Annotated in this window: 19 protein-coding genes and 2 pseudogenes; 5 read left to right on the forward strand and 16 right to left on the reverse strand. The window is 64.9% G+C overall.

The features are described from left to right. Positions 1 to 4: 4 nt before the first annotated feature. The 7 genes and pseudogenes from ACVJ5M_RS30400 to ACVJ5M_RS30430 form a co-directional block, all read right to left on the reverse strand. Positions 5 to 1,186 carry an aminotransferase gene (locus ACVJ5M_RS30400; protein ID WP_063986450.1) on the reverse strand — a complete coding sequence of 394 codons (1,182 nt, stop codon included), beginning with the start codon at positions 1,184 to 1,186 and terminating at the stop codon, positions 5 to 7. 7 nt (positions 1,187 to 1,193) lie between these two features. Beyond that, entirely contained in the window at positions 1,194 to 1,520 is a 327-nt protein-coding gene (locus tag ACVJ5M_RS30405) for a rhodanese-like domain-containing protein (RefSeq protein ID WP_028170872.1), read from the reverse strand. A gap of 304 nt (positions 1,521 to 1,824) precedes the next feature. Beyond that, positions 1,825 to 3,753, reverse strand: coding sequence for a potassium transporter Kup (locus ACVJ5M_RS30410; protein WP_028146684.1), 1,929 nt, complete (start codon positions 3,751 to 3,753; stop codon positions 1,825 to 1,827). A 140-nt stretch (positions 3,754 to 3,893) separates the two neighbouring features. After that, a complete protein-coding gene (locus ACVJ5M_RS30415; protein WP_063983972.1) occupies positions 3,894 to 5,792 on the reverse strand; it encodes a potassium transporter Kup in 1,899 nt (632 codons plus the stop codon). Between the two features lie 276 nt (positions 5,793 to 6,068). Next, positions 6,069 to 6,899 carry an OmpA/MotB family protein gene (locus ACVJ5M_RS30420; RefSeq protein ID WP_063983973.1) on the reverse strand — a complete coding sequence of 277 codons (831 nt, stop codon included), beginning with the start codon at positions 6,897 to 6,899 and terminating at the stop codon, positions 6,069 to 6,071. Between the two features lie 24 nt (positions 6,900 to 6,923). Next, positions 6,924 to 7,697 carry a motility protein A gene (locus ACVJ5M_RS30425; RefSeq protein WP_028146686.1) on the reverse strand — a complete coding sequence of 258 codons (774 nt, stop codon included), beginning with the start codon at positions 7,695 to 7,697 and terminating at the stop codon, positions 6,924 to 6,926. 226 nt (positions 7,698 to 7,923) lie between these two features. After that, a pseudogene (locus ACVJ5M_RS30430) lies at positions 7,924 to 8,747 on the reverse strand (SDR family NAD(P)-dependent oxidoreductase). A gap of 100 nt (positions 8,748 to 8,847) precedes the next feature. On the opposite strand from ACVJ5M_RS30430, the gene ACVJ5M_RS30435 reads away from it, so the two are divergent. Further along, positions 8,848 to 9,141, forward strand: coding sequence for a hypothetical protein (locus ACVJ5M_RS30435; protein WP_063983975.1), 294 nt, complete (start codon positions 8,848 to 8,850; stop codon positions 9,139 to 9,141). Positions 9,142 to 9,157: 16 nt separating this feature from the next. Here the strand turns inward: ACVJ5M_RS30435 and ACVJ5M_RS30440 are convergent, their stop codons facing one another. From ACVJ5M_RS30440 to ACVJ5M_RS30455, 4 genes and pseudogenes are all read right to left on the reverse strand, one after another. Next, complete coding sequence (locus ACVJ5M_RS30440) at positions 9,158 to 9,877, reverse strand: RraA family protein (protein WP_063983976.1); 720 nt, start codon at positions 9,875 to 9,877, stop codon at positions 9,158 to 9,160. 222 nt (positions 9,878 to 10,099) lie between these two features. Continuing rightward, on the reverse strand, positions 10,100 to 10,981 hold the full coding sequence (locus ACVJ5M_RS30445; RefSeq protein ID WP_028146689.1) for a CDP-alcohol phosphatidyltransferase family protein: 882 nt from the start codon (positions 10,979 to 10,981) through the stop codon (positions 10,100 to 10,102). Positions 10,982 to 11,061: 80 nt separating this feature from the next. Further along, positions 11,062 to 11,769: pseudogene (locus ACVJ5M_RS30450) on the reverse strand (phosphatidylserine decarboxylase); the annotation flags it as partial. Between the two features lie 77 nt (positions 11,770 to 11,846). Beyond that, positions 11,847 to 13,808 carry an ABCB family ABC transporter ATP-binding protein/permease gene (locus ACVJ5M_RS30455; RefSeq protein WP_063983977.1) on the reverse strand — a complete coding sequence of 654 codons (1,962 nt, stop codon included), beginning with the start codon at positions 13,806 to 13,808 and terminating at the stop codon, positions 11,847 to 11,849. A 201-nt stretch (positions 13,809 to 14,009) separates the two neighbouring features. On the opposite strand from ACVJ5M_RS30455, the gene ACVJ5M_RS30460 reads away from it, so the two are divergent. Further along, positions 14,010 to 14,615: an LOG family protein gene (locus ACVJ5M_RS30460; protein ID WP_063983978.1), complete on the forward strand. Its 606-nt coding sequence runs from the start codon at positions 14,010 to 14,012 to the stop codon at positions 14,613 to 14,615. Positions 14,616 to 14,619: 4 nt separating this feature from the next. Here the strand turns inward: ACVJ5M_RS30460 and ACVJ5M_RS30465 are convergent, their stop codons facing one another. The 4 genes from ACVJ5M_RS30465 to cysS all read right to left on the reverse strand — a co-directional run bounded on the left by ACVJ5M_RS30465 (position 14,620) and on the right by cysS (position 18,740). Further along, on the reverse strand, positions 14,620 to 14,997 hold the full coding sequence (locus tag ACVJ5M_RS30465) for a VOC family protein (RefSeq protein ID WP_063983979.1): 378 nt from the start codon (positions 14,995 to 14,997) through the stop codon (positions 14,620 to 14,622). Positions 14,998 to 15,155: 158 nt separating this feature from the next. After that, positions 15,156 to 16,754, reverse strand: a complete 1,599-nt coding sequence (gene cimA, locus ACVJ5M_RS30470) for a citramalate synthase (RefSeq protein WP_063983980.1) — start codon at positions 16,752 to 16,754, stop codon at positions 15,156 to 15,158. Further along, complete coding sequence (locus ACVJ5M_RS30475) at positions 16,751 to 17,242, reverse strand: GNAT family N-acetyltransferase (protein WP_354099528.1); 492 nt, start codon at positions 17,240 to 17,242, stop codon at positions 16,751 to 16,753. The genes cimA and ACVJ5M_RS30475 overlap by 4 nt, the downstream gene beginning before the upstream one ends. 115 nt (positions 17,243 to 17,357) lie before the next feature. Next, positions 17,358 to 18,740 (reverse strand): cysteine--tRNA ligase, encoded by a 1,383-nt coding sequence (gene cysS, locus ACVJ5M_RS30480; RefSeq protein ID WP_063983981.1) that lies wholly within the window; start codon positions 18,738 to 18,740, stop codon positions 17,358 to 17,360. Positions 18,741 to 19,029: 289 nt separating this feature from the next. On the opposite strand from cysS, the gene ACVJ5M_RS30485 reads away from it, so the two are divergent. Both ACVJ5M_RS30485 and ACVJ5M_RS30490 read left to right on the forward strand, forming a co-directional pair. Then, complete coding sequence (locus ACVJ5M_RS30485; RefSeq protein WP_063983982.1) at positions 19,030 to 19,335, forward strand: hypothetical protein; 306 nt, start codon at positions 19,030 to 19,032, stop codon at positions 19,333 to 19,335. A 130-nt stretch (positions 19,336 to 19,465) separates the two neighbouring features. Further along, entirely contained in the window at positions 19,466 to 20,665 is a 1,200-nt protein-coding gene (locus ACVJ5M_RS30490) for a DUF2865 domain-containing protein (protein WP_063983983.1), read from the forward strand. 54 nt (positions 20,666 to 20,719) lie between these two features. Here the strand turns inward: ACVJ5M_RS30490 and ACVJ5M_RS30495 are convergent, their stop codons facing one another. Then, positions 20,720 to 21,628, reverse strand: coding sequence for a DUF2189 domain-containing protein (locus tag ACVJ5M_RS30495; RefSeq protein WP_063983984.1), 909 nt, complete (start codon positions 21,626 to 21,628; stop codon positions 20,720 to 20,722). A gap of 545 nt (positions 21,629 to 22,173) precedes the next feature. Here ACVJ5M_RS30495 and ACVJ5M_RS30500 point away from each other — a divergent pair. Continuing rightward, positions 22,174 to 23,007, forward strand: coding sequence for a cytochrome c oxidase subunit II (locus ACVJ5M_RS30500; RefSeq protein WP_063983986.1), 834 nt, complete (start codon positions 22,174 to 22,176; stop codon positions 23,005 to 23,007). Positions 23,008 to 23,038 lie beyond the last annotated feature (31 nt).

Here is a 23,038-nt window from a genome sequence, read left to right on the forward strand (position 1 = left end):
TTTCCTACCTCTTGCGTCCGCGCACCGCGTCCGACAACCGCTCCAGCGCGGTGTCGAGCGTCTCGTCCTTCTTGGCAAAGCAGAAGCGGACCACGGAGGTCACCGCGTCCTGCTCGTAGAAGGCCGACACCGGGATCGCCGCGACCTTGTAGTCTTTCACGATCCGCCAGCAGAACTCGGTGTCGCTCTCGTTCAGCCCGAGCGGCGACAGGTCGACGGTGAGGAAGTAGGTGCCCTGCGACTTCAGCACGGGGAAGCCGAGGCTCTCCAGTCCCCTGGTCAGGCGGTCCCTGCTCCGCGTCAGGTCCTTCCGCATCGACAGGAAGTAGTCGTCGGACTTGCCGAGCCCATAGGCGACGGCGGCCTGGAGGTTCGGCGCGGTGGTGAAGGTCAGGAACTGGTGCACCTTGGCGGCCACCCGCAGCAGCGGCGGCGCGGCGCAGACGAAGCCGATCTTCCAGCCGGTCAGCGAGAAGATCTTTCCGGCCGAGCCGACCTTGATGGTGCGGTCGCGCATGCCGGGGATGGTGATCAGCGGGACGTGCTTGTGCTCGTCGAAGGTGACGTGCTCCCAGACCTCGTCGCAGATCGCGATGACGTCGAACTCCTGGCAGTAGCGGGCGAGCAGCTCGAGGTCCTCGCGCGGATAGACCACTGCGGAGGGATTCAGGGGATTGTTGAAGAGCACCGCCTTGGTCTTTGAATTGAAGACGCTTTTCAGCATGTCCTCATTCAGCCGCCAGTGCGGCGGCTCGAGGCGGACCAGGCGCGGAATGCCGCCGGCCTGGCGGATGATCGGCAGGTAGGAATCATAGACCGGCTGGAAGCAGACCACCTCGTCGCCGGGCTGGACCACCGCGAGGATCGCCGAGGTCAGCGCCTCGGTGCCGCCGGAGGTCACCATCACCTCGCTCATCGGATCGAGCTTGAGGCCGTGCCAGTGACCGTAATGGGTCGCGATCGCCTGGCGCAGCTCCGGCAGGCCCATCATCGAGGGGTACTGGTTGTAGCCGTTCAGCGAGGCATCGGCCGCGGCGCGGCGGATGTCCTCAGGCCCGGGATCATCAGGAAAGCCCTGGCCGAGATTGATGGCGTTGTTGTCGCGCGCGGCCTGCGACATCGCCTCGAAGATGGTGACGGGAAGGTCGGCAAAGACCTTGTTCAGCGAGGAGCTCTTGGTCGTCATCGCGAGGTCAGCCACCGACCTTGCTGGGAAGACCCGCCGCCTTCCACCCCAGCATGCCGCCGGCCAGATGCTTGTCGTAAGGCAGCCCCGCCGCCTGCGCCGCGAGCGAGGCCGTCACCGAGCGTTTTCCGGAGCGGCAGGCGAACACGACCTCCTTGCCCTGGGGATCGGGGATCGCCTTGGGATCGAAGGTCGAGAGCGGCACGACAACGCCGTAAGGATAGGCCTCGGCGTCGACCTCGTTCGGCTCGCGCACGTCGACAAGGAGATAGCGCCCTTCCGCGACACCCTTGGAGACCTCGTCCGGGGTCAGATCCTGTACCTGGTTTGCCACATCATCCTCCAACGTCACGAGCCGCCTGCCGGGGCGATCCCGGCGGGCGGCAACCTCGCCTCTCGGCAGCCGAAAATCAAGCGCTACAAAGGCTTGAGCTGCATGCCGCAAGTTAAAGCTAAATCGCAGCGACTTGAAGTGCGGCTTTCAGGATGCCTGAAACTCCTGCTTCGCATCCCACCACGCGCTCGGTGTCATTCCCCGCGAAGGCGGGGAATCCAGTACGCCGCGGCCTATCAATTCAACCACAACTGTCTCGGAGTACTGGGTCGCCCGGTCAAGCCGGCCGACGACGGCGGTGGGGCTAGATCGTGACCTGGGTACCGACCTCGACCACGCGGCCGGAGGGGATCTGGAAATAGTCGGTGGCGTCGTTGGCGGAGCGGCTGAGCGAGATGAACAGCCGGTCCTGCCAGCGCGGCATGCCGGAATGGGCGGCGGGCTTGAGCGCCCTGCGCGACAGGAAGAACGAGGTCGACATGATGTCGAACTGCCAGCCGAGCTTGCGGGCGATCGCCAGCGCCTTCGGCACATTGGGCGATTCCATGAAGCCGAACTTCAGCGTCACCTTGGAGAAGGTCGGTGAGATCTGCTCCAGCCTCACGCGCTCGGCCGGATCGATCCGCGGTGTCTGCGCGGTCTCGATGGTGAGAATGACGTTCTTCTCATGCAGCACTTTATAGTGTTTCAGACTATGCATCAGCGCGGTCGGGGCGCTGAGCGGGTCTGAGGTCAGGAACACCGCGGTGCCGGGCACGCGCTGCGGCGGCCGCTTCTCCAGCATCGCCACGAGGTCGGCGAGCGGGAATTCGAGCTTGCGCGACTTCTCGAACAGCAGCCTGCTGCCGCGCCGCCACGTGTACATCAGGATGATCATGAGCGCGCCGAGCGCGAGCGGCACCCAGCCGCCCTCGAACACCTTGAGCAGGTTGGCGGCGAGGAAGGTCAGATCGAGGAACAGGAACGGCACGATCAGGGCGGCGGCAGCGAACGGCGACCACTTCCAGACCTTCCAGATCACGACGAATCCCATCATCGCCGTGACCACCATGGTCCCGGTAACGGAGATGCCATAGGCCGATGCCAGCGCGCTGGAGGAACGGAACAGCAGCACCAGCAGCACCACCGCGACCAGCAGAAGCTGGTTGATGCGCGGGATGAAGATCTGGCCCGAATGGGCTTCAGAGGTATGGCGAATCTCGAAGCGCGGCAGCAACCCGAGCTGAATCGCCTGGCGCGTCAGCGAATAGGCGCCGGTGATGACGGCCTGGCTCGCGATCACCGTCGCGGCGGTGGCGAGAACGACCATGCAACCACGGAAAAAGCCTTGCGGGAACAGCTGGAAGAACGGGCTCACGATCGCGCCGGGATCGCCGAGGACGAGAGCGCCCTGCCCCAGATAGTTCAGCGCCAGCGACGGCAGCACGATGAACAGCCAGGCGGTCTGGATCGGCCGCTTGCCGAAATGGCCGAGGTCGGCATAGAGCGCCTCCGCACCGGTGACCGCCAGGAACACGGCGCCCAGCGTCACGAAACCAATGATGCCGTGGTGGAACATGAAGGACACGGCGTAGAGCGGGTTCAGCGCGAACAGCACCTGCGGCTGCTCGATGATCGGGTGGATTGCCGCGATCGCGATCACCGCGAACCAGACGCACATCACGGGACCGAAGAACGCGGCGACGCGGGCGGTGCCACGCGACTGCACGGCGAACAGGCCGACCAGGATGATCACGGTCAACGGAACGATGTAGGGCTCGAAGTGCAGGGTGACGTCCTTCATGCCTTCGATGGCCGACAGCACCGAAAGCGCCGGCGTGATCACGGCGTCGCCGTAGAACAGGGCGCCGGAAATGATGCCGAGCAGGACGATGGTCGCCCCGCCGGTGCCGACCGCGCGCTGGGCCAGCGCCATCAGCGCCAGCGTGCCGCCCTCGCCATTGTTGTCGGCGCGGAGCAGGATCACAACGTATTTGAGCGTCACCACGACGATGAGCGCCCACAGGATCAGCGAGAGCACGCCGAGCACGGCCGCCGGCGTCGGCACCCCCTCCGCGCCCGAGGCGGCCATCACCGCCTCGCGGAACGCGTAGAGCGGGCTGGTGCCGATATCGCCGTAGACGACGCCGATGCTGCCGAGCGTCAGCGCACCGAAACGGGCGGTGGTGTGGGCTTCGCCATGCCCATTGGCCGCCGCCGTTTCCGGGGCGGAAATCGCTACGTCACTTGTCATGGGAGAGCCCAGTGGCCTCTAGAATGCTTCACTGCACAACGGCGGAAGAGCGCGCGGCTTATAGTCCTGCGCTGCCGGCATAGCCTAGCCCGATTTTGGGCCCTTGCCATGCGAAATTTGCATGACTTGACCAATTGCGTTCAGATGGTGACTTGGGTGCCGACTTCAACCACCCGTCCGGTCGGAATCTGGAAATAGTCGGTGGCGTCGTTGGCGGACCGGCTCAGCGCGATGAAGAGGTGGTCCTGCCACAGCGGCATGCCCGACTGCGCCGAGGCCTTGAGCGACCTTCGCGACACGAAGAACGACGTCGACATGATGTCGAACTGCCAGCCCTGCTTGCGGGCGATCGCCAGCGCTTTCGGGACGTTCGGCTGCTCCATGTAGCCGAAGCGCAGTCTGACCTTGGAGAACTTGTCGCTGATCTTCTCCATGCGGAACCGCTCGGACAGCTCGACCCGCGGCGTGTGCGCGGTCTCGATGGTCAGGACCACGTTGTGCTCGTGCAGCACCTTGTTGTGCTTGAGATTGTGCAGCAGCGCGGTCGGCACGAAGGCGGGATCGCTGGTCAGGAACACCGCGGTGCCCTTGACGATGTGCGGCGGGCGCTTCTCGAGGCTGCGGATCAGGTCGTCGAGCGGCACCTCGATCCGGCGCGTCTTCTGGAGCAGGATCCCAGTCCCTTTGCGCCAGGTCCAGATGGTCCCGGCCATGACCGCGCCGAACAGCAGCGGCACCCAGGCGCCCTCGAGCAGCTTGAGCAGATTGGCACTGAAGAAGCTGATGTCGACGACGACGAAGGGCACGATCACCGCCGCAGCCGTCGCGGCGCGCCAGTTCCACAGTTTCCAGATCACGACGAAGCCCATGACGCCGTCGGCGACCATGGTGGTGGAGACCGCGATGCCGTAGGCCGAAGCCAGATTGCTGGGGGTGTGGAACAACAGCACCAGCAGCATCACGCCGATCAGCAGCAGCCGGTTCACACGCGGCAGATAGATCTGGCCAGCATGGGTCTCGGAGGTGTAGCGCACCTCGAAGCGCGGCAGGAGGCCAAGCTGCACCGCCTGATAGACCAGCGAATAGGCGCCGGTGATCACGGCTTGGCTCGCGATCACGGTCGCCGCGGTCGCAAGTCCAACCAGCGGCAGCACCAGACTCTCGGGCACCATGCGATAGAACGAGTGCTCGATCGCGCTGGGATCGGACAGCACCAGCGCGCCCTGCCCGAAATAGTTGATCAGGAGCGCGGGCAGCACGAAGAACATCCAGGCCGACTGGATCGGCTTGCGGCCGAAATGGCCGAGATCGGCGTAGAGCGCCTCGCCGCCCGTCACCGCCAGGAACACGGCGCCCAGCGTGACCAGGCCGATCGTGCCGTGCGACAGCAGGAATTGCAGCGCGTAATAGGGATTGATGGCCGCCAGCACCGACGGATCGTCGGCGATGTGCACGGCGCCCATCACCGCAAGAACCGTGAACCAGACCACCATCACCGGCCCGAAGGCCGAGGCCACCAGCGCGGTCCCCTTGCTCTGGACCGCGAACAGCAACACCAGGATGATGACGGTGAGCGGTACGACATAGTGGTCGAAGGCGGGGGTCACGAGCTTCAGACCCTCGACCGCCGACAGCACCGAGATGGCCGGCGTGATCATGGAATCGCCGATGAACATGGAGGCGCCGACCACGCCGAGCGCCATCAGAAACCAGCTTCGCCGCCCGAGCGCGCGCTGGCCGAGTGCCATCAGCGAGAGCGTGCCGCCCTCCCCGTTATTGTCGGCGCGCAGCAGCAGCAGGACGTATTTGGCGGTGACGACGATAAAGAGCGCCCAGAGAATCAGCGAGAGCACGCCGAGGACCATGACCCGCGAGACCGGCTCGCCATGGGCCGCGCCCCTGACCGCCTCGTGGAATGCGTACAGCGGCGAGGTGCCGATATCGCCGAAGACAACACCGATGCTTCCGAGCGTCAGGCCCCAGAAACCCGAGGTGACCGGCCCGTCCTGAGCGTCGGTCGATGTGATGCTCGCCGTCATGTGAGATGAGAAACGCTTCTTCCCGAGAATTGATCCGGCGCCTTTTGACCGTTCCGGCGCGCCTGTCAATCGGCACACCACCATAGCAGCCGCCGGGGCGGATGCTGTGACGGCGCAGCAACGATCGTTATTAGCGCGACGACATGCCTCAGGTAAGATGGTAGCGCAAGTGTCTAGAGCCGTCCGCTCCTAGGGAAGCGGAACGACGGGGCTCGAGATTCTGGGTTTGACGGGTTTTCTTCACGCGAAACCGGCGGCCGCTTCGCGCGAAACGCTCTACGGCTTCAAATTCGGCGGCAGCGGCGGATCCTCGCGCATCAGCGTGATCGTCACCCGCCGGTTGGCCGCGAGCGAAGGATCGTCCGGAAACAACGGCTGGGTGTCGGCCTTGCCGGCGACGGCGAAGACGTGGGACGGCGGCAGGCCCTCGCGTTCGAGGATCTGACGCACGGCATTGGCGCGATCGGCCGACAGGTCGAAGGCGCCATAGTCGCTGCGGGTCGGCACGAATCCGGCCGCGGTGTGGCCGGCGATGGAGACACGGAGCGGCGTGGCCTTCAGCGGGATCGCGAGCTTCTCGATCAGGCGGCGGGTGCGGTCATACGGCACCTTGGAGCCGTCGGCGAACATCGAGCGGCCATCCTGATCGACGATCTCCAGGTTGAGGCCCTGCTTGGTCTCCTCGAACATGATGTGCTTGGACATCTCGGTCAGTTCCGGCATGTCCTGCAGCGCCTGGCGCAGCGAGGCGGCGGCGAGCGCGAAATTGCGGTCGACCTTGATCTTCGCGCCCGACGTGCGGTCGCGGTCCTCCTGATCCGGCGTCGGCGTGTTGGAGGCGTCCTCGGGCTGGATGTGGTCGACGTTCTTCAGCCGCGGGCGGGTCGGCAGGCCGTCGGACTCGACGATACCGGCGTAGCGCGCCTCGCTCTGCACGCCGAATGCGTCGCGCATGGAGCCGGCAACGATCTTCAGCTTGTTGGCGTCCTGCGTCGAGAACGCGACGAGCATCACGAAGAAGCTCATCATCAGGCCCATCAGGTCGGCGAAGGTCACGAACCAGCCGTGACCGCCACCGTGAGCATCGCCGCGCTTCTTCTTGGCCATCTCTCGAGATCCCGGGCGGCGGCTTTACGCCGGCACCGGCTCGCCCTCGGCGTGACGATGCTTCTCCGGCAAATAAGCCAGCAGCATTTCGCGCACGAGCGTCGGGCTCTTGGAGTCACGGATCATCAGGATGCCGTCGATGATCAGCGTGCGGTTGGTTTCCTCGTCGAGCAGCTTGCCGTGCAGCTTGTCGGCGATCGGCAGACAGAACAGGTTCGCGACGAGCGCACCGTACAGGGTTGCGAGCAGCGCGGTCGCCATGAACGGGCCGAGCTTGGAGGGATCGGTCATGTTGGCGAACATCTGCACCATGCCGATCAGGGTGCCGATCATGCCGAAGGCCGGAGCGCAGTCGCCGATGGCGCGGTAGATCTTGCTGCCTTCGTCGAGGTGCATGAGGAAGTTGTCGCGGTCGCGCTCGAGATTGTCGCGGATGAAGTCGAGGTCGTAGCCGTCGGCGACGTAGCGGATCCCCTTGGCCAGGAACGGCTCGTCGGTCTCGACCTTTTCGAGGCCGACCGGGCCCTGCTTGCGGGCGATCTCGGCGATGCGGGCGAGCTCGTCGACGAGGTCGTGCGCCGACAGGCGGCTCATGGTGAAAGCGAACTTGGCGCCGAGCGGAAGGCCGTGCAGGAGCGCGCTGAGCGGAAAGCGGATCATGGTGGCCGAGACCGAGCCGCCGAAGATGATGATCATGGCATGTTCGGAGATGAACATGTGGAGGTCGCCGCCCATGAAGATCATCGCCGTAATGACGATGATGCCCGCAATGAGCCCGACGCTCGTCATGATATCCATGGGACACTCCAACGCGAACGCAACAACGGCCGTCCTGGCCGCTGGCGCGGCCCAACCCCGAACCGCATCGGAAACCCTAGAGTGCCCCCCTTAAAGCCGCGTAAAGGTTAAGTTGAGCCGGGGCGCCAGACCGGCGCAGCGCGCTGACAGGACGCCGGCTTTGCCCGCGACCGACGGGAATCTCAACACTTCGCTAACCATGATCGCGGGGCGCCAGGACGGCAGCTCAGGACGAAAGCCCGGTCAGCTCGAGGCTGAGTGCCCGCAGGCGCCTGCGCGCGCCGGCATCGTAGGCCTGCGGATTGGCGCGCGTCTCGTTCATGCCGTTGAAGAACATCCCGCTCTTGCCGGCGACATCGTCGCCTTCGACGAGGTGCAGGATCGCCGCACCGCCCTGCTCCACGGTCGAGATCGGCGTGATGCCGCCGGCGCGCACCATCGTGGTGTTCATGTAGGTGGCCGGATGCAGCGCGTTGACGGTGATGCCCATGCGCTTCAATTCCTCCGCGAAATCGATGGTGAACATGATCTGCGCGAGCTTGCTCTGCGCGTAGGCGCGCGAGCCGCTGTAGCCCCTGCTGATCATGACGTCGTCGAAATCGATCGGATGCTGACCGAGGGAGGCAACATTGACGACGCGCGAAGGTGCTGCGGACGTCAACAGCGGCAGCAGCAAGTGCGCAAGCAGGAAGCCCGAGAGGTAATTCACGGCAAAGCGCAGTTCGTAGCCGTCCGGACTCTCCTGCCGTTGCGGTCCGTCGTTCTGCGAGCCGATGCCGGCGTTGCTGACGAACACATCGAGACGCTGGTGATCGCGGAGAACGGCCGCAGCGAGCTCTCGCGTGCCTGACATCGACGACAAGTCGGCCTGGTAGAATGTCGGCGCAGCGTGCCGGCCTGCACGATCTGGTCGATCAGCGCCTTCGCGCGCACGGCATCGCGGCCGTGGAGCAGGACCCTCGCACCTGCTTCGGCCAGCCGACGCGCGACGTAGCGGCCGACGCCGTCCGTCGAACCGGTGATCAGGACGGTTTTGCCAGTCATCTTCATTGTGCGTCCTCCGACTGCGGCCCTGCGCCACATCCGCGACGAGAGATCATGCAGTATTGTATCGCCGGGCGGCATGCTCCATCGCAGGAGCCGTTTTGCCATGTTGACGCTGTTCGGTCTTCTCACCGCGCTGCCCGCGGTACTGGCGCTCCACCTGCTCGAGCCAGGGCTCGTCCTGCCGGCGTTCAGCGTCTTGCTGTTTGTCGAGGCCGGCTTTGCCGTGATCGCAGCGCGCTTGATTCACGTCCCTGATGGTGGCGACGACATCACCCTCTGGGATCTCGCCGGCGGCTTCACCCTGATCGGATGCGCCGCCGCAGTCTTCGGCGAGCCGGATCAGGCCGCCCTGTTTCTGACGGAACAGGGCGGCCCACGGCCGGCAACGCGGCCCTAAGTCGTTCGGTCGCCCGTTAGTGAATCTCCGTCGAGCGCTTCAGCGCGGCCTTCAGCTTCTCCAGCGAGAAGTCGGGGCTGCGCGCGATCTCCAGGATCGGCGTCTCGCGGCGGCCGCAGAGTTCGGCGGCCTCGGGCAGCTTTGCGGCGATGTCGAGCGGGATCACGATGGCGCCGTGCTGGTCAGCATGGATCAGATCGTCGGACTTCACGGTCATGCCGGCGACGCGCACCTCGCCACCAAAACTTTCCGCATGCACCCAGGCATGCGACGGGCCGATCGAGCCGGCCAGCGCCTGGAAGCCCGGGGCCCATTGCGGGATGTCGCGGATCGAGCCGTCGGTGATGACGCCGAGGCAGCCGAGCGCCTTGTGCACGTTGCTCTGCACCTCGCCCCAGAACGCACCGTAGCCGACGTCGGGACCGTCGATGTCCTGGATCACCGAGATGCGCGGACCGTGGCCGGTGCCAACATATTCGTAATATTCGATGCGCCGCTTGGACTGCTCTTCGGCCGGCAGCGAGGACTTCAGCACCGAGCGGATCGCAACCGTGCGGGCATAGCCGACGATCGGCGGCAGGTCGGGAAATGGGCAGACCAGTTGCTTGGTGGTGTAGCCGATCAACCGGCGCTCCGGCGCCACGATCTCCATGGCATTGCAGATCGTCGGGGTGTCATAGCGGCCCAGCGCTTCGAGGACGGCAGCGGGCAGCGGCCCGGTCGCGGTATCAGTCACGGCGTTCTCTCCCAGATTGGCGGCCGCTGTTGGCGCGGTGCCGCCGGCACAGGGCGATATAGCCGAGATCGGGCGTCAACCCAACTCGGCCGCCTTCATGGCAGATATCCGCGAAAACCGCTCAGTGCATGATCCGGAAAAGTGCGCAGCGGTTTTCCGAAAAGATCATGCTCAAACAACGACCTAAAGCGCGATGACGATTCAGCCAAATCTCATCGCGCTTTAGTGCAGCCGTCCGGGCCGGTCATCGTCGAGCGGCGGCTCCGACAAATTGGCCAGCGTCGGCGCCGAAGGCGGCGACGGGACCTCGCCTCCGGACGGCGCGGTGGCCGCCATCGCGCGCGCCTGGTCGCGGTAGGATTTGTAGCCGAGCGGCAAACCGAGCAGATACAGCACCGTGCCGATCGACAGCACGTGCCAGGGATAGGCGATCAGGATAGCGATGAACACGATCACCGCGACGAACGCCGGCAGCACCAGCTCGGGCGGCACGCGCATGCGCTTGGTCTTGCCGGAGAATACCGGCAGGCGCGACACCATCAGGAAGGCGATCAAGAGCGTGTAGGCCGCCGTCACCGCCGCGGGCAGCCGGCCGAGATCGAGAAACGCGACGTAGATCGGCAGCAGCACGGTGATCGCGCCGGCCGGCGCCGGCACACCGGTGAAGAAATTGGCGGCGAAGGCCGGCTTGTTCGGATCGTCCATGGTGGCGTTGAAGCGCGCGAGCCTCAAGCCCCCGGAGATCGCGAACACCATGGCGGCGATCCAGCCGGCATTGCCGAGCTCGTGCAGCTGCCAGAAGTACAGCATCAAGCCGGGCGCGACGCCGAAATTGACGAAGTCGGCGAGGCTGTCGAGCTCGGCGCCGAACTTGGACTGGCCCTTGATCATGCGCGCGACGCGGCCGTCGATGCCGTCGAGCGCGGCCGCGAACACGATGGCGTAGACCGCAAGCGTCATCCGCCCCTCGATCGACAGCCGGATCGAGGTCAGGCCGGCGCAGATCGCCAGCAGCGTGATGACGTTGGGCACCAGCATCCGCACCGGGATCGGGCGGAACCGCCGGCGGCGCACGTCGGGATCTTTGAAGTCGTAGGGGGTCATGGATTACCTCAAGGCGAGATATAGCAAGCCCCGTCCCCCTCCGCCATTGCGGCGGAAGGCCCTGATGCACCTACCAATGGTTAATTGGCGCGGTAGGCGCGGCTTGGGTCGTCCCCGGCAAGATCGGCCAAAATCGTCTCTCCGGCGATCGCCGTCTGCCCTTCCGACACCAGCGCCTTGGTACCCAGGGGCAGGTAGACGTCGAGGCGCGAGCCGAAGCGGATCAGGCCAAACCGCTCGCCCGCCCCGATCGCCTGCCCTTCCCTGACGAAGCAGACGATGCGCTTGGCGACGAGCCCCGCGATCTGGATCACGCCGATCTTGGCCGTCGGCGTCGTGATCACGAGCGAGTTGCGCTCATTGTCCTCGCTCGCCTTGTCGAGCTCGGCGTTGATGAACAGGCCCGGCCGGTAGGCGATACGGTCCACCCTGCCCGCGATCGGGCTGCGGTTCACATGGCAGTTGAACACGCTCATGAACACCGAGATGCGCGGCAGCGGCCGGTCGCCGAGCCCGAGCTCGGCCGGCGGCAGCGCCATGGTGATCATCGAGACGCGGCCGTCGGCCGGCGACACCACGAGCCCCTCGCGCACCGGCGTCACGCGCACGGGGTCGCGGAAGAACAGCGCGCACCACACGGTCAGGATCGTGCCGATCCACCCGAGCGGCGACCACAGCCAGAACAGGATCAGGCTTGCCAGCGCAAAGCCGCCAATGAAGGGATAGCCCTCCTTGTGGATCGGCGGGATCTGACGCTGGATCGAATCGAGGATGGACATCGCTATCTGCCGCCTGGAAGTTGATGGCGCCGGGTCGCCCCCGCGCGGTGGAGTTGTTTAGGCCAGAGTTGGGACCGGAGACAAGGTCACTCCGCGGCCGCCGCTGATGTCGCGAGGGCGTCGTCGACCGGCGGCGGCTCCCGGTTGGGCGCCTCGCTGCTGTCGGCCATCTTGGCCAGTTTCTCCCGTGCCGCCTCGGCTTCGCGCTGCCTGTTCCACATGCTGGCGTAAAGGCCGCCCTGCACGAGCAGCTTGGCGTGGGTGCCCCGCTCGGCGATCCGGCCCTGGTCCAGCACGATGATCTCGTCGGCGCCGACGATGGTGGACAGCCGGTGCGCGATCACCAGCGAGGTGCGGTTCTTCGACACGCGGTCGAGCGCGCCCTGGATCTCGTGCTCAGTGTGGGTGTCGAGCGCCGAGGTCGCCTCGTCCAGCACCAGGATCGGCGGCGCCTTGAGCACGGTGCGCGCGATGGCGACGCGCTGCTTCTCGCCGCCCGAGAGCTTCAGGCCGCGCTCGCCGACCTGGGTCTCGTAGCCCATCGGCGCCATGCGGATGAAATGATCGATCTGCGCCAGCCGCGCCGCCTCTTCGACCTCGGCATCATCGGCATCCCAGCGGCCGTAGCGGATGTTGTAGCGGATGGTATCGTTGAACAGCACCGTATCCTGCGGCACCATGCCGATCGAGGCGCGCAAACTGGCCTGCGTGACCTCGCGGATGTCCTGGCCGTCGATCAGGATCTTGCCGCCGGAGATGTCGTAGAGGCGGAACAACAGACGCGAGATGGTCGACTTGCCCGCCCCCGACGGGCCGACGATCGCGACCGTCTTGCCGGCCGGCACCTCGAAGCTGATGCCCTTGAGGATCGGCCGCGTCGGCTCATAGGCGAAGCGCACGTCCTCGAAACGCAGATTGCCGGCCGAGACCACCAGCGGCTGCGCGTCGGGCATGTCCTTGATCTCGGCCTCGCGGCCCAGCACGTTGAACATCTTCTCGATGTCGATGATGGCCTGCTTGATCTCGCGATAGACCATGCCCATGAAATTCAGCGGCTGGTAGAGCTGGATCATCATGGCATTGACCAGCACGAAATCGCCGACCGTGTTGGTGCCGTTGCGCACGCCGATCGCGCACATCAGCATGGTCGCGGTCAGCCCGAGCGTGAAGATCACGGCCTGGCCGGTGTTGAGCACCGCGAGCGAGGTATAGGCCTGAACGCTCGACTCCTCGTAGCGCGCGACCGACTTGTCGTAACGCTGCGCCTCGCGCGTCTCCGCGCTGAAATATTTCACGGTCTCGTAGTTGAGCAGCGAGTCGATCGCCTTGGTGTTCGCCTCGGTGTCGGAATCGTTCATCTTGCGGCGGATCCCGATCCGCCACTCGGTCGCGATGTAGGTGTAGTACATGTAGACCGCGACCGTGATCAGCGTCGCCACGACGTAGCGCCAGTCGAACTGCCACAGCAGCACCGCCAATAGCAGCGTGACCTCGACGATGGTCGGGATCAGCTGCAGGATCACCATGCGCACGATGACCTCGATACCCTCGCGGCCGCGCTCGAGCACGCGCGTCAGGCCGCCGGTCTTGCGCTCGAGGTGAAAGCGCAGCGACAGCTCGTGCATGTGGATGAAGGTGATGGTGGCGAGCTTGCGCACCGCATGCATGGCGACGCGGGCGAAGATGCCGTCGCGCCATTGCGTCAGAACCGCCATCAGGATGCGCGTCACGCCATAGCTTGCGGTCAGCAGCAATGGCGAGGCGATCACCCAGAGGTGCCAGTTGTCGGCCGCGACCGGTGCGGTGTTGGCGCCGGTCAGCGCATCCGTCGCCCATTTGAAGCTGAACGGCACGGTCAACGTGATCAGCTTGGCGGCGAGCAGCAGCACCATCGACCAGACCACCCGCATCTTCAGGTCGAAACGGTCGCCCGGCCAGATATAGGGCCACAGATGCGCCAGCGTGCCCATCAGCGTGGCTCGCTCCAGCGATCCCCCTGCGGGAGGATCGGGAACGTCTGCGCCGTCGAACGATTGAGGTTGGTCCATCAAGAAGCCTGAAAGCCCGCCGGGTGCGGGCAGCGTTACGATTTGCGGTTTTCGCCCGTCATATAGAGCCTTCCCGATGCCAGCGCACCCCGCCAGATGGCGAATCTTTGATTGTTTGTCGCCATTTACCGGTAGATTTCCGGGTGATCCGAATCACCAATTGGGCTTGACGCCCCTGCGCTGCAATGCATCATGGCACCAATGAGCACGATCAAAACTGTCTGCGTCTATTGCGGCTCCGGCCCAGGAACCAATCCCAGCTTCACCGAAGGCGCCAAGGCGTTCGGCAAGGCTCTCGCCGAGAGCAACGTCCGCCTGGTCTATGGCGGCGGCTCGCTCGGCCTGATGGGCTCGGTCGCGACCTCCGTGCTCGATCACGGCGGCACCGTCACCGGCATCATTCCTGAATTCCTCCGGAAGCGCGAGAACGCGCTGACCCGCGTGCAGGAGATGATCGTCACCCCCGACATGCACGAGCGCAAGCGGCTGATGTTCGAGCGCTCCGACGCCTTCGTGGCGCTGCCGGGCGGCGTTGGCACGCTCGAAGAGCTGGTGGAGCAGCTGACCTGGAAACAGCTCGGCCGTCACGCCAAGCCGGTGCTGCTCGCCAACATCGACAATTTCTGGGAGCCGCTGTTTTCGCTGCTGTCGCACATGCGCCAGACCGAGTTCATCCGCGCCGGCCTTTCGGTCGACATCCTCAAGGCCGATCGCGTCGAGGATATTCTGCCGAAGCTGAAGGCGGCAGCGGCACAGATCGCCGAATCTGAAACGCAGCTCGCCCCGGAAGTGGCGCGCAAGCTCTAGCGCCTTACTCCGCCGGAAACGTCACCGCCTCGATCCGGTTGCCATCGGGATCGGTCACGAAGGCCGCGTAATAGCGCACGCGGTCATGTGGGCGGATGCCCGGCGCGCCGTCGGACGCGCCGCCGGCGGACAGTGCTGCGGCGTGAAACGCATCGACCTCGGCCGTCGTCTTCGCCCGCAGACAGATGTGAACGCCGCTTTCCGATGGGACGTGCGGCATCCCCTCGCGTAAGTTGATCCAGAACTCCGGATAGGCCTTGCCGAAGCCGACCGTCCGCGGCCGCACGACGAGGCGCGCGAGCCCGAGGGCCGCGAGCGTCGTCTCGTAGAATTTTGCAGAGCGATCGAGATCGGTGACGCCGACGGAGATGTGATCGATCATATAATACCCCCATCCGTCGTTGCCGGCCTCTCCCCACTCTCCGCTGTCATCGCCCGCGAAGGCGGGCGATCCAGTACTCCGAGACGCCGCGGCGTTACGGAGAAGCCACGGCGTACTGGATACCCCGCCTTCGCGGGGTATGACAGCCGTGCCAAGAGCTACGCCGGCGCCCCCGACTTCACCAGCTTGTAGATCACCGAGTCCATCAGTGCCTGGAACGAGGCGTCGATGATGTTCGGGGACACGCCGACCGTGGTCCAGCGATCTCCGTTCTCGTCCTCGCTCTCGATCAGCACGCGCGTGACCGCGCCGGTGCCGCCGTTGAGGATACGGACTCGGTAGTCGATCAGCGTCAGGCCCTCGATGTACTTCTGGTACTTGCCGAGGTCCTTGCGCAGCGCGACGTCGAGCGCGTTGACGGGGCCGTTGCCTTCGGCGGCCGAGATCAAGCGCTCGCCGGCGACGTCGACCTTGACCACTGCAAGCGCGACGGTGACGCGCTCGCCGTGCGAATTGTAGCGCTGCTCGACGTTGACGTCGAACTGCTCGACCTCGAAATAATGCGGCACCTTGCCGAGCGTCCGGCGCGCCAGCAGATCGAACGAGGCGTTGGCGGATTCATATGCGTAGCCGGCAGCCTCACGTTCCTTCAATTCCTCAACCAGCCGCGTCAGCTTGGGATCGCTCTTCTCGTAGGCAATGCCGGCCCGGTCGAGCTCGGCGATGACGTTGGAGCGTCCGGCCTGGTCTGACACCAGCACCTTGCGATGATTGCCGACCAATTCCGGCGGCACATGCTCGTAGGTCTGCGGGTCCTTCAGCACGGCGGAAGCATGAATGCCGGTCTTGGTGACGAAGGCGCTCTCGCCGACATAGGCCGCATGCCGGTTCGGCACGCGGTTGAGCATGTCGTCGAGGGTGCGCGAGACCTTGACGAGAGTTGCGAGCTTTTCGGGCGTGACGCCGATCTCGAAGGCGTCGGAAAACTCCTTCTTGAGCTTCAGCGTCGGGATCAGCGAGCACAGATTGGCGTTGCCGCAGCGCTCGCCAAGGCCGTTCAAGGTGCCCTGGATCTGCCGCGCCCCGGCGCGCACCGCGGCGAGCGAATTGGCCACGGCCTGCTCGGTGTCGTTATGGGCGTGGATGCCGACATGATCGCCGGGGATTTGCTTCGTCACCTCGGTGACGATGGCTTCGATCTCGTTCGGCATGGTGCCGCCATTGGTGTCGCACAGCACCACCCAGCGCGCGCCGGCCTCATAGGCGGCCTTGGCGCAGGCGAGCGCGAAGGTTGAATCCTCCTTGTAGCCGTCGAAGAAGTGCTCGCAGTCGAGCATGACCTCGCGCCCCGCGGCCTTCGCCGCCGCGACGCTGTCGCGGATCGACGCCAGATTTTCTTCCTTCGTCGTCTCCAGCGCGACGCGCACCTGATAGGCCGAGGACTTCGCCACGAAGCAGATCGCATCGGCCTTCGCTTCAAGGAGCCCGGCCACGCCGGGATCGTTGGAGACCGAGCGCCCTGCCCGGCGCGTCATGCCGAAGGCGGTGAAGCGCGCATGCTTGAGCTTGGGCTTGGTGCCGAAGAACTCGGTGTCGGTCGGATTGGCGCCGGGATAGCCGCCCTCGACATAGTCGATGCCGAGATCGTCGAGCATCGCCGCGATGACCTGCTTGTCGGTCAGGGTGAAATCGACGCCGTTGGTCTGCGCCCCGTCGCGTAGCGTGGTGTCGAACAGATAGAGACGCTCCTTGCTCATTGCGCAGCTCCGAGCGTCTTCTTCATCGTGGTGTTGGCGAGCCACTCGTCGTTGATGGTGATGCTGTTACGCTGCATGGCGACATAGCCGCGCTTGGCGAAGAAGTTTTGCGCGGTGTCGCTGGCATCGACCGACAGGCTGGTCGCGCCACGGCCGCCGGCGAGCTTTTCCAGCGCGTCCACCAGCATGGTCGCGATGCCCTGACCGGTCACGGCGGGATGCACATAGAGCATATGGATGAGATCGGCCCCGCGCAGCGAGGCGAAGCCGACGGGCGAGCCCTCCAGCGTGGCGACCAGCGTGAGATCGGCCGCGAGCCGCTTGCCGAATTCTTCGGTTTCCGCCGCCTCCATCCAGGCCTGCTGCTGCGCCTCGTTGTAGTCTTCGCCGGTCAGCTCCTCGATGCTTGCCGTGAAGATCGCGGCGAGAACCGGCACGTCATCAGGCAGGAACGGTCGCAAGCCGGGCTTTGGCAAAGTCTGTCCCATCGTCTTCACCACATCCCATAGAGTTTCAGCGCCAGCGCCACGGCGGCCGCGAGCAGCAGGATCTTCAGCGCGATGTAATAGAGCCAGTGCCGCGGGAAAGGCGTGTCGGGCCGCTTCATCGCGCGACCTCCCAGGTCGTCCCGTCCTTGGAGTCCTTGATCGCAACGCCCATCGCGGCAAGCAGATCGCGAATGCGGTCGGATTCTTTGAAATCCTTGCGGCTACGGGCGGCCGTCCGCTCCGAGATCAGGCGTTCGACTTCCTTGGCATCGACCCCGCTGGCCTGCTGCTTGCGCCCTTCCCACTGCGCAGCGCTTTCGGAGAGGATGCCGAGCAGGCGCAACGAGCCCGCCAGCGCGCTCACGTCGCTGCCACGCAGGCCGTGCAGCGCCGCGATCGCCAGCGGCGTGTTGAGGTCATCGAGCAGCGGCTCGACCACGGACGCGGCCGGCTGGCCGGGCTCGGCGTCGGCCGCGACCCGATACCAGTCGTCGAGCGTCCTGGCGCTCTCCTCCAGCGACTTCAGGGTCCAGTCGATCGGCGAGCGGTAATGTGTCTTCAGCATGTTCAAGCGCAGCACCTCGCCCGGCCAGTCGGCGAGGAGCTCGTGGATGGTGACGAAGTTGCCGAGCGACTTCGACATCTTCTCGCTCTCGACCTGCAGGAAGCCGTTGTGCATCCAGTAGTTCGCCATGCGCTCCTGGTGGAAGGCGCAGCAGGTTTGCGCGACCTCGTTCTCGTGATGCGGAAACACGAGATCGATACCGCCGCCATGGATGTCGAAATACTCGCCGAGATGCTTCCAGGCCATGGCCGAGCACTCGATGTGCCAGCCCGGACGCCCCTGCGCGGCGATCCCGGCCGGCGACGGCCATGACGGCTCGCCCGGCTTGGACGGCTTCCACAGCACGAAGTCGGTATTGCCCTTCTTGTAGGGCGCGACGTCGACGCGGGCGCCGGCGACCATCTCGTCCAGCGAGCGATTGGACAGCGCGCCATAGCGCGGCAGGCCGGAATTGGCCGCGTTCATCGCCTGCGGCGAGAACAGCACATGGTCCTCGGCAGCATAGGCAAAGCCGCCCTTGATGAGCCTTTCGATGATCTCGCGCATCTCGCCGATATGCTCGGTCGCGCGCGGCTCGACGCTCGGCCGAAGCGCCCCGAGCGCGTCGACGTCGGCGTGAAACTGCTTGCCGGTCTGCTCGGTGACCTTGCGGATCGCCTCGTTGAGCGGGAGCCCCGGAAAATCGCGCGCGGCGCGGTCGTTGATCTTGTCGTCGACGTCGGTGATGTTGCGGACATACGTCACGTGCGCCTCGCCATAGAGATGGCGCAGCAGCCGAAACAGCACGTCGAACACGATCACCGGCCGCGCATTGCCGATATGGGCGAAGTCGTAGACGGTCGGTCCGCAGACATACATGCGGACGTTCTTCGCATCGAGCGGCACGAAGGTGCGCTTGTCCCGGCTCAGCGTATCGTAAAGGCGCAATTCCATATGGATACCCGTCGGCTGTTGGCCGGGCGTCCGAGGCTCTCAATGTTTTTGAGAAAAGACGGCTCCAGCCAGCGAATCGCTAGCTCGTAATCTCGCGGCAAATGCCACAAATGGCGAGGAGACCGTACATGCGGCCACATATGGGCTATCAGGCGCCCCCGCGTCAAGAGAGCCGCGAAAACGCCGTTTTATCTCCGCAAAGCGCGGCCGCCCCGCCTTGATGGTTCATCATTCTTAACCTTTTGAGTTTACTTGGAACCCGGCGGTTCCCTAAAGCCCCGGTGCACCCATGCGATCCCTGCTCGCGCTCGTCTCTTGTGCCTCCATCATCGCGGCATCCAGCGCGCTCGCCGAGACCCGCGTCTTCATCATCGCCAACCAGGCGGACGGCTACGGTGTCGACCAGTGCCTCGCCAAGGGTGAGAAATGCGGCGCACAGGTCGCGCGCACCTATTGCCAGTCACGCGATTTTGCCCAGGCCTCGGCCTATCGCCGGGTCGATCCCGACGAAATTACCGGCTCTGTCCCCAAAACTGGCGCAAACTGCTCCCATGGCCATTGCGACGAATATGTCGCAATCACCTGCCAGCGCTGAATTCCCTCGGAGCTGGCGGACCTTAGGACCAGTTTTCGGCCCCTGAAACGACGTGACGATGCCGCAGGAAGCGGCTATTGGAGGGCGCGCGTCGGCCCCCAAAATCACGCCGGGCCGTGACCTCGCTAGAATGGCGGATATGCCTGAATTTTTGTCTCTCTCCCGTGCCCGCTCCATCCTTGCCTGCACCGTGCTTCTGAGCACGGTCATGCTCGCCAACGGTGCTTTCGCGCAGGCGGGCCCGCCCGGCCCGCCGCCTCAGCCCGGCCAGAACGGGCTTGGACCAAATCCGATGTGCGTGCGGCTGGAAGGCCAGCTCGTCGCGCTCGATCGTGGCGGCGGCGGTGGCGACCCCGCGCGCGAAGACCAGATCCGCCGCTACCAGGATTCCCAGGCCAAGCAGCAGGCCGAGCTCGACCGGGTCACCATGCAGGCCAAGCGCATGGGCTGCGATTCCTCCGGCTTCTTCTCGCTGTTCAACGGCCAGTCGGCGCAATGCGGTCCGGTTAACACCCAGATCCAGCAGATGCGCGCCAATCTGGACCAGATCACCGGCAATCTCGAACGCCTGCGCGGCGGCGGCCCCGGCGGCTTCAGCCCGGAGCGCGACAACCAGCGCCGCTCGGTGCTGGCGGCGCTGGCGCAGAACAATTGCGGCCCGCAATATGCCAACGCCGCGCAATCGCAAGGCGGCGGCAACTTCCTGAACAATCTGTTCGGCGGCGGCGGCAACAACCCCAACAATCCGCAAGGCGTGCCGCCCTCCGATCTCGGACCGCAATCTGGCACCTACCGCACCGTGTGCGTGCGCACCTGCGATGGCGCCTACTTCCCGGTCTCGTTTGCCACCGTGCCGGCGCGCTTCCCCGACGACGAGAAGACCTGCAAGGCGCTGTGCCCGGCCGCGGAAGCCGTGCTCTACACTCATCGCAATCCCGGCGAGGACATGAACTCCGCGGTCTCCACCAGCGGCCAGCCCTACACGGCGCTGCCGACCGCGTTCAAATTCCGCAGCGAGTTCAACCCGTCCTGCTCCTGCAAGGCCGCAGGCCAGACCTGGGCCGACGCGCTGAAATCCGCCGACGACAAGGCGGCGGCCGAGCAGCAGGGTGACATCATCGTCACCGAGGAGAGCGCCAAGAAGATGCAGCAGCAGCGGCTCAACAAGGGCACGCCTGCGACTGCCAAGAAGGGCGCGGCGCCCGCGCCGACGACGGCCAGCGCACCGGCTGCGGCAGCGCCTGCGGAGACCGGCACGGCACCCCCGTCGTCGGAGAACAAGCCGATCCGCTCGGTCGGTCCGACGTTCCTGCCGCAGCAGCAGAAGTAGGCTCTAACCCGTCATGCCCCGCGAAGGCGGCCGCCAGGTGCGGCCGTTTCGCTGCTACTGCTTACCCTCGCGGCTCCACGGGAAGAGATTGGCCGGAAAGTCCGCTGCGTAGCGCTTTCCCTTCGGGGGCGGCGGCGGCTCGTCCGGTGGATTCGGATTCGGCTCGACCACCCGCCGATAGAGGTGCCAGGTGGCATGACCGAGCACCGGCAGGACGACAGCGAGACCGACGAAGAACGGCAGCGAGCCGATCACGAGCAGCGCCGCGACGATGAGGCCCCATCCGGCCATCGCAACCGGATTCGCGGCCACCGCTCGGAGCGACGTGCGGATCGCGTCGATCGCAGTCGCATGCCGGTCGAGCATCAACGGAAACGACACGACGCTGACGCACAAGGCCACAACCGCAAACAGGAAGCCACAACCGCAACCGACGATGACGAGTGACCAGCCTTCCGGTGTCGTCAGCACCCGCGTTGCGAAGTCGGGAATGCTTGCGGCCGCCGCGTGACCGAAGATCGTGACATAGATTGCGTTCGCGACACCGATCCAGGCCCCGAACAGGACCAGCAGGAGCACGCCGAGCTCGACCATGGCGCCGAACGACGGTGCGCGCAGCACCTTGATCGCATCCCATGCATCGACCTCCTCGCCGCGCTCGCGACGCCGGCTGAGTTCATAGAGACCGATCGCGGCAAAAGGGCCGATCAAGGCAAAGCCGGCAGCCAGCGGAAACAGGAGCGGCAGCACCGAATAGCCGAGAACCATCCTGAACAGGACGAGACCGAGAACGGGATAAATCACGCACACGACGATCGCGTGGCTCGGCATCGCCTGGAAATCCTCCCAACCCAGGCGTAGGGCCTCGGTCAGGTCGGACAAGCTGATCTTGCGAATGGGGTAGGAGGCCGCTTCGCCGAACAGGTGCCGCTTTATGATGTTGTCGGGATAAAGAGTGGCCATGGACACACCCTCCTCTGCTGAAAGTCGCGGCGGCAAACGGCGCGCTTTCCGGCCGCGCGTATCCGCCCTTATGTGCGGGAGACGCGATCGAGCCGAGTACGGCAGTTCCAGGCTCAACGAGGAAGGAGCTTAGCCGGACGAAACCCGTCGCGACCTGCGCCCCGAGCTTAGCGCGCGCGATCTGGAATGACCAGCGCTCCCGGCTGGGTGAATTGTGCGTCGCATATTTTGTGCGATGCATCACATCGAGAATGCGACCGAGGCTCGCCAGCTCGCACGGCAACATCGATCGCCCACGCCGCGTAAGCGTGTTGACATGCTATTGACGCCGGGTTCGCGGGGGATCATTTTAAATGCCTGGACGCCCCCAGCGGTCGCGGTCTTCCTCTTGAATATCGCGACTGGTTGAATGGGCGAGGCAAGAGGCGCGGTGATGGCGCATATGTCAGCATAGATGTCCGCGTAGAGAAAGTCCGCCATCGCGACAGACGTGAGCTCCGCCCTGGATTCGTATCCGTAGCCTTCGATGGCAAGGATGGATCAGGATGGCTGTCGCACTGATACTGCTTCTGGTCGCGATCGGCTCGGTGCTGTTTCACCTCTACAGCCCGTGGTGGTGGACGCCGATCGCCACGAACTGGGCCTATATCGACCACACCATCAGCATCACGTTCTGGATCACGGGCTTCGTTTTCGTCGCGGTCATCGTCTTCATGGCCTATTGCGTCTTCCGCTTTCACCACAAAGAGGGAAGACGGGCCGACTACAATCCGGAAAACAAAAAGCTCGAATGGTGGCTGAGCGTCGGGACCGGCGTCGGAGTCGCGGCCATGCTGGCGCCCGGTCTCGTGGTCTGGCACCAGTTCGTGACGGTGCCTGCGGATGCCACCGAAGTCGAGGTCATGGGCCAGCAATGGCAATGGAGCTTCCGCCTTCCGGGCAAGGATGGGCGGTTGGGCACATCCGATGTCCGCAACATCGCTTCCGACAATCCGATGGGACTCAATCGTGACGACCCGCATGCGCAGGACGACGTCGTGATCGAGAACGGCGACCTGCACCTTCAAATGGGAAAGCCAGTCAAGGTTCTCCTCCGCTCGGTTGATGTCCTGCACGATTTCTACGTGCCCGAATTCCGTGCCAAGATGGACATGGTCCCTGGCATGGTGACCTACTTCTGGATAACGCCGATCCGAACCGGAACGTTCGATGTTCTATGTGCGGAGCTTTGTGGCGCTGCTCATTATCAGATGCGGGCCAAGGTCATCGTCGACGAAGAGCGTGAATATCACGCTTGGCTGGAGCAACAAAAGACGTTTGCCGAATTGTCGCCGGTAAGAGCTGTCGTGAAGGCGACGTACCAATCCGGTGGCAAGTAGCAGGCTGCCGCTGCGAAGATGGATCGGGTGC

This window comes from Bradyrhizobium sp. S3.7.6 (assembly GCF_054061875.1).

What these genes read in the sequence shown, in the direction of transcription:
- ACVJ5M_RS30400 (WP_063986450.1), bottom strand. Translation starts at nt 1,186, where the DNA reads ATGACGACCAAGAGCTCCTCGCTGAACAAGGTCTTTGCCGACCTTCCC.
- ACVJ5M_RS30410 (WP_028146684.1), bottom strand. Translation starts at nt 3,753, where the DNA reads ATGACAAGTGACGTAGCGATTTCCGCCCCGGAAACGGCGGCGGCCAAT.
- ACVJ5M_RS30415 (WP_063983972.1), bottom strand. Translation starts at nt 5,792, where the DNA reads ATGACGGCGAGCATCACATCGACCGACGCTCAGGACGGGCCGGTCACC.
- ACVJ5M_RS30420 (WP_063983973.1), bottom strand. Translation starts at nt 6,899, where the DNA reads ATGGCCAAGAAGAAGCGCGGCGATGCTCACGGTGGCGGTCACGGCTGG.
- ACVJ5M_RS30425 (WP_028146686.1), bottom strand. Translation starts at nt 7,697, where the DNA reads ATGGATATCATGACGAGCGTCGGGCTCATTGCGGGCATCATCGTCATT.
- ACVJ5M_RS30435 (WP_063983975.1), top strand. Translation starts at nt 8,848, where the DNA reads ATGTTGACGCTGTTCGGTCTTCTCACCGCGCTGCCCGCGGTACTGGCG.
- ACVJ5M_RS30445 (WP_028146689.1), bottom strand. Translation starts at nt 10,981, where the DNA reads ATGACCCCCTACGACTTCAAAGATCCCGACGTGCGCCGCCGGCGGTTC.
- ACVJ5M_RS30455 (WP_063983977.1), bottom strand. Translation starts at nt 13,808, where the DNA reads ATGGACCAACCTCAATCGTTCGACGGCGCAGACGTTCCCGATCCTCCC.
- ACVJ5M_RS30460 (WP_063983978.1), top strand. Translation starts at nt 14,010, where the DNA reads ATGAGCACGATCAAAACTGTCTGCGTCTATTGCGGCTCCGGCCCAGGA.
- ACVJ5M_RS30465 (WP_063983979.1), bottom strand. Translation starts at nt 14,997, where the DNA reads ATGATCGATCACATCTCCGTCGGCGTCACCGATCTCGATCGCTCTGCA.
- cimA (WP_063983980.1), bottom strand. Translation starts at nt 16,754, where the DNA reads ATGAGCAAGGAGCGTCTCTATCTGTTCGACACCACGCTACGCGACGGG.
- ACVJ5M_RS30475 (WP_354099528.1), bottom strand. Translation starts at nt 17,242, where the DNA reads ATGGGACAGACTTTGCCAAAGCCCGGCTTGCGACCGTTCCTGCCTGAT.
- cysS (WP_063983981.1), bottom strand. Translation starts at nt 18,740, where the DNA reads ATGGAATTGCGCCTTTACGATACGCTGAGCCGGGACAAGCGCACCTTC.
- ACVJ5M_RS30485 (WP_063983982.1), top strand. Translation starts at nt 19,030, where the DNA reads ATGCGATCCCTGCTCGCGCTCGTCTCTTGTGCCTCCATCATCGCGGCA.
- ACVJ5M_RS30490 (WP_063983983.1), top strand. Translation starts at nt 19,466, where the DNA reads ATGGCGGATATGCCTGAATTTTTGTCTCTCTCCCGTGCCCGCTCCATC.
- ACVJ5M_RS30495 (WP_063983984.1), bottom strand. Translation starts at nt 21,628, where the DNA reads ATGGCCACTCTTTATCCCGACAACATCATAAAGCGGCACCTGTTCGGC.
- ACVJ5M_RS30500 (WP_063983986.1), top strand. Translation starts at nt 22,174, where the DNA reads ATGGCTGTCGCACTGATACTGCTTCTGGTCGCGATCGGCTCGGTGCTG.